5 protein-coding genes are annotated in these 4,185 nt (G+C 65.1%); 2 read left to right on the plus strand and 3 right to left on the minus strand.

Annotation, left to right across the window (positions count from 1 at the left end; genetic code table 11):
- Positions 1-21: 21 nt before the first annotated feature.
- Positions 22-753, minus strand: coding sequence for a 3-keto-5-aminohexanoate cleavage protein (locus EN969_RS19395; RefSeq protein WP_063170281.1), 732 nt, complete (start codon positions 751-753; stop codon positions 22-24).
- 207 nt (positions 754-960) lie between these two features.
- Here EN969_RS19395 and EN969_RS19400 point away from each other — a divergent pair, with 207 nt between their 5' ends.
- The gene (locus EN969_RS19400; RefSeq protein WP_024501638.1) at positions 961-1,155 is read left to right on the plus strand and encodes a hypothetical protein; all 195 of its coding nucleotides are present in this window, start codon (positions 961-963) and stop codon (positions 1,153-1,155) included.
- 54 nt (positions 1,156-1,209) lie between these two features.
- Here EN969_RS19400 and EN969_RS19405 read toward each other — a convergent pair whose 3' ends face one another.
- Both EN969_RS19405 and EN969_RS19410 read right to left on the minus strand, forming a co-directional pair.
- Positions 1,210-3,327 carry an EAL domain-containing protein gene (locus EN969_RS19405; protein WP_063168575.1) on the minus strand — a complete coding sequence of 706 codons (2,118 nt, stop codon included), beginning with the start codon at positions 3,325-3,327 and terminating at the stop codon, positions 1,210-1,212.
- Positions 3,328-3,464: 137 nt separating this feature from the next.
- Positions 3,465-3,566, minus strand: coding sequence for a hypothetical protein (locus EN969_RS19410; protein WP_013530742.1), 102 nt, complete (start codon positions 3,564-3,566; stop codon positions 3,465-3,467).
- 255 nt (positions 3,567-3,821) lie between these two features.
- Here EN969_RS19410 and EN969_RS19415 point away from each other — a divergent pair.
- On the plus strand, positions 3,822-4,185 hold a 364-nt coding region (locus EN969_RS19415; protein WP_127419317.1), incomplete at its 3' end, for an ester cyclase.

Genomic DNA, 4,185 nt, shown 5'->3' on the forward strand with positions numbered 1-4,185 from the left:
CGGAGACGTCAAGCCGCTTGCCTATGAGGCAACGACGGGCGCACCGCGAAAGATCGCCACGGCGGCAGCGACAATTTCCGCATTGTCCTTGGCTGTCTTGCCATCGGCGAGCGTCTTGCCGTCTTCCAGACCGACCCGTGTCGACCAGCGCTGGCGATGCGCAAGCTCGACGAGGGGCCAGACAGTCGTGTCGACGCCATGCAGCAGGATCGGCCGCCCTACCCCGGCGCGCTCGAGTACGGCGGCGATGCCATGCGCTTCATCGAGTGCAGCGGACAGGTCGGGGATATCGATCTCGATCAGAATGCGCAGCACCTGGTTGTGGCCAGGAAGCGCTACGAAGCGCTCGGCATCGGCGACGACGGCTAGCCCCGCCTCGATGCCTACACCACGCTGGCGCAGCAACTCCATCACGGCGGGCGCATCCGGTTCGGACAGGTTGACCGAAGCATAGTCAGGCAGGTCTCGCCAGCCGGCGATCGCCGCTCGGGTCCGCTCGACGTCGTTCTCGGTCCAGGCGCCGGTCGACACGCCAACCAGTGTTCCCGGGCAGGTCCGGCGCACCGCCAGCACCGTGGCGTCGACGGCTGCCAGGCTTTCGCGTCCGTCGGTGCCGCGCGGATGGATATGCAGTTCGGCCGCTCCAGCGGCGACGCAGGCTGCCGCATCGCTGGCCATTGCCTCGGCAGTCAGCGGCAGCTTCGGGTGGAAATCGCGCGGACGCGCGCCGTTGATGCAGGCCTGGACGATCATCGATGTCACCTTGCGCAAGGGGCCGCAGTGTAGCTGTGCGGCGTTGAAACTGCCAATCTCCCCCTCGTAGGGGAGATCGGCAGCTTCAACGCCGCGCGTCTGCTCACAACATTCGGCGGCATTTGAATAAAAGCCGCTTGTGGATATTTACCCGGCGTTCCCTCGTCTCCGGCAAGCTCTTTTTAGGGCGGGATCATGGAGGGACCATTGACCAGCGATTTTTCAGCCGCCCGCATCCACCTCGAACGCGCCTATCATTATCTGCAGGGCAATGACGAGACGAGCCGTGCCGCCTGTGACGCGCTCGATCTGTTGATCGAAGCGGTGACGGAGGCGCAGCACAGGCGACCCGAGGCTGGAGTGCTGGAGTTCCCGCAATCGACGGCGCGGCGAACCGGATAGAAAGTGTCGAGTTTCAGGCCAGTCCGGCCTGGCCTGAAACTCGCCGCACCCGGATCACGATGCCTTGCGGGCCGTCGCTCCCTTGGTTGCGCGCGCGACAATTCGCTCGAGCGGCTCCGGCCGGTGCAGCAAAAATCCCTGGCCGAAGGCGACCCCCATGTCGCTCAACATGGCCAGCGTGTCCTGCCGTTCGATCTTCTCACCGACCACGTCGCAGCCGAGGCTACGGGCAATGCTGGTGATGGCCAGCACGATCTCGCGGTCGAAGCGGCTTTGCGTGATGTGCTCGATGAAGGAACCGTCGATCTTGATCGTGTCGACGGGGAACCGCCGGAGATATTCGAACGAGCTCATGCCGGCTCCGAAATCATCGAGGCCGACCCGGCAACGCCGCTCGCGCGCCTTGCGCACGAACTGTTCGGCGGCATCGAAATTGGTGACGGCGGCGGTTTCGGTGATCTCGAAGCCGATGCCCGAATGCGGCGCCCCGGTTTCTTCTATGACGCTGTCGACGAAGTCCCAAAGCTGCGGATCGCTCAGCGTCTGCGCCGACAGATTGAAGCCAAGCGTCAGCGCCCCCGAACGCAAGGCGGCACCATGCCGCGACAGCGCGGTGCGGATGATCCAGCGGTCGAGCCGCGACGCGATGCCGAACCGCTCGGCCACCGGAATGAACTCGCCGGGTGGCACCAGCCGGCCGTTGCGTGCGGCGAGCCTGGCCAAGACTTCGACATGACGGCTTTCCTGCCAGGGACGGCCCAGAAGATGGATTTCCTGGCCAAACAGCTTCAGCCTGCCGTCTTCCATGGCATCGACGGTATCGGCGACGATGCGCGCCGCGTTGAGGCCACCCGAACCCGATGCCGTATCGGTGGAGAAGACGGCAAATCGGTTTCGCCCGGCGGCCTTGGCCGCATAGCAGGCGTCGTCGGCACAGGCCAGCGCGTCGGCCACCGTCGTGTCGGCGTCATCGACGAAAGCGATACCGATCGAGGCCGCCAGCTTGCGCGACGTGGCCGTCGATCCAAGTTCGGCATCGCGAACCGCGGCAAGTACCGCGTCGGCCAGCCGCCCGGCCTGCGCCGCATCGCAATTGGGCATCAGCAGCGCGAACTCGTCACCGCCCAGGCGCGCGGCATGCGCCGTCGCGGGAAGGCAGCCCAGAATGCCTTGCGCAACGCTTTTCAGTGCCAGGTCGCCGGCCGCGTGGCCGGCAAAATCGTTGAGCGCCTTGAAGTAGTCGAGATCGACATAGAACACGGAAAGCGGCAGCAACTGCGCGGCCGCGATATGATCGGCCAGCAGCCGGTCGAACGCGGCGCGGTTCAAGAGACCGGTGAGCGCGTCATGGCGGGCCGCATAGGCAAGCTCCTGCTCGCGCTGCTTGTCTTCGGTGATATCGCGCACCGTGCCCAGGATCTGCCCCGCCAGCCGGCGGTCCCGGATTTGCGGGTCGGCGATGAAACGCAGCAGGGATTCTATGTGCCGGACCTCTCCGTCGCGCCGCACGATGCGGTATTGCACGGCGGTGACCTTGTCCGTTTCGAGCGGCACCAGATGCGCGCGCGACGCGGCCTCCTTGTCGTCCGGATGCAGATAGCCGAACCAGTGGTCGCGCTCGACTTCGGCGGTGTCGGAGACGAGCCCGAAAATCTCCCTGGTGCGTTGGTCCCAATAACTTTTGCCGCCCGCGAGGTCGTGGTGCCAGATGCCGGTGCCGCTGGCGGCGAGCGCCAGGCGAAACCGCACATTGACCTGCTCGAGTTCGGCCTCGGCGGCCTTCTGCTTGGAGATGTCGGTCTGCACACCCATCAGCCTGAGCGGCTTTCCCATCGCGTCGCGCTCGACGACGCCGCCGCGATCGAGCACCCATACCCAATGTCCCTGCTTGTGCTTCAGCCGCAATTCGGTCTCGATGGCGTCGGTCAGGCCGGCAATGTGGCGGTCGCCGCTGGCCAGCGCCCGCTCGCGGTCGTCGGGATGGGTCAGTTGCAGCCAAAGGTCGCTGGTGTTGGCCAATTCGCTCTCATCGTAGCCTAGCATCCGCGCCCAGGTCGCGGAATAAAAGCAGTCGCCGGTCACAAGATCCCAGTCCCAGACGCCAAGATGCGCGCGCTCCAGGGCTTTTGCCCAGAACGTTCCATTGCGACTTTTCTTACCCTGACGCGCCATCGTCTGCTTCGCCTGCTCCACCGCGGCGCAATCTGCGGCAAAACCAGAGAAGAAACAGTTACCGCGCGGGCGGAGTGTCGACGTCTGATTGGGAGCCCCTGTTCATCAAGGCCGTACCGAACTACTCCAGGCAGCCGTCAATTTCCCCAGGTCGACGACACGACATTGCCCGCCGTCACGCCGGACAGTCTTTCGCGCTTCTCGAGCCTCGGCTTTTCATAGGTCTTCTTCATTGCCATCGCCTTCTCCCGTGGCCATCCGATTTCCAGGGTCTAGCTGAGGCGGGGCAGCCATGCTTGGGCTCAGCGGAACGGGTTCCGGCCCAGGCGGCCCTGCCCGGCGCCGAACCCGCCTTTTCGATTGGCCGGCAGGAACCGGAGTTTTGTGTCTGGCGGATCGTCCTACTGCTGCCCAGGTCAGCGGCGCAAGCCGGTGACCCCTGGATCATCGGCGGCGCCGATGATCCCATGCACGACAACAACAAGGACCTTCCAATGACCAAGCAAGAAGACAACAAGGCCGTCGTCGTCAGATGGTTCACCCACTTCTGGGGTGAACGTTGCGATCTGTCGGTCGTCGACGAGATCGCGGCACCCGACATGCTGCTGAAATATTCGCTGCACGAGCCGCGCCGCGGCCGCGACGACATCAAGGCCTTCATGGCCGACTTCCGCGCCGCCTTCCCGGACCTCAACTTCTGGGCCACCGCCGACCTGATTGCCGAGGGCGACTATGTCGTCGGCCAGTGGGAGGGCGGCGGCACGCATACCGGCCCAGCCTTCGGCGACTTCCTCGTCGGTTCGCTGCCGGCCGCCACCGGCCGCACCATGCGCTTCACCGGCACCACGGTGCTGAAGG

The organism is Mesorhizobium sp. M7A.F.Ca.CA.003.01.2.1, from assembly GCF_003998945.1.
GTDB lineage: Bacteria > Pseudomonadota > Alphaproteobacteria > Rhizobiales > Rhizobiaceae > Mesorhizobium > Mesorhizobium ciceri.

Bases quoted from the DNA above. Each gene is read 5' to 3' on its own strand.
- EN969_RS19410 (WP_013530742.1), bottom strand. From the start codon at position 3,566: ATGGCAATGAAGAAGACCTATGAAAAGCCGAGGCTCGAGAAGCGCGAA.
- EN969_RS19405 (WP_063168575.1), bottom strand. From the start codon at position 3,327: ATGGCGCGTCAGGGTAAGAAAAGTCGCAATGGAACGTTCTGGGCAAAA.
- EN969_RS19395 (WP_063170281.1), bottom strand. From the start codon at position 753: ATGATCGTCCAGGCCTGCATCAACGGCGCGCGTCCGCGCGATTTCCAC.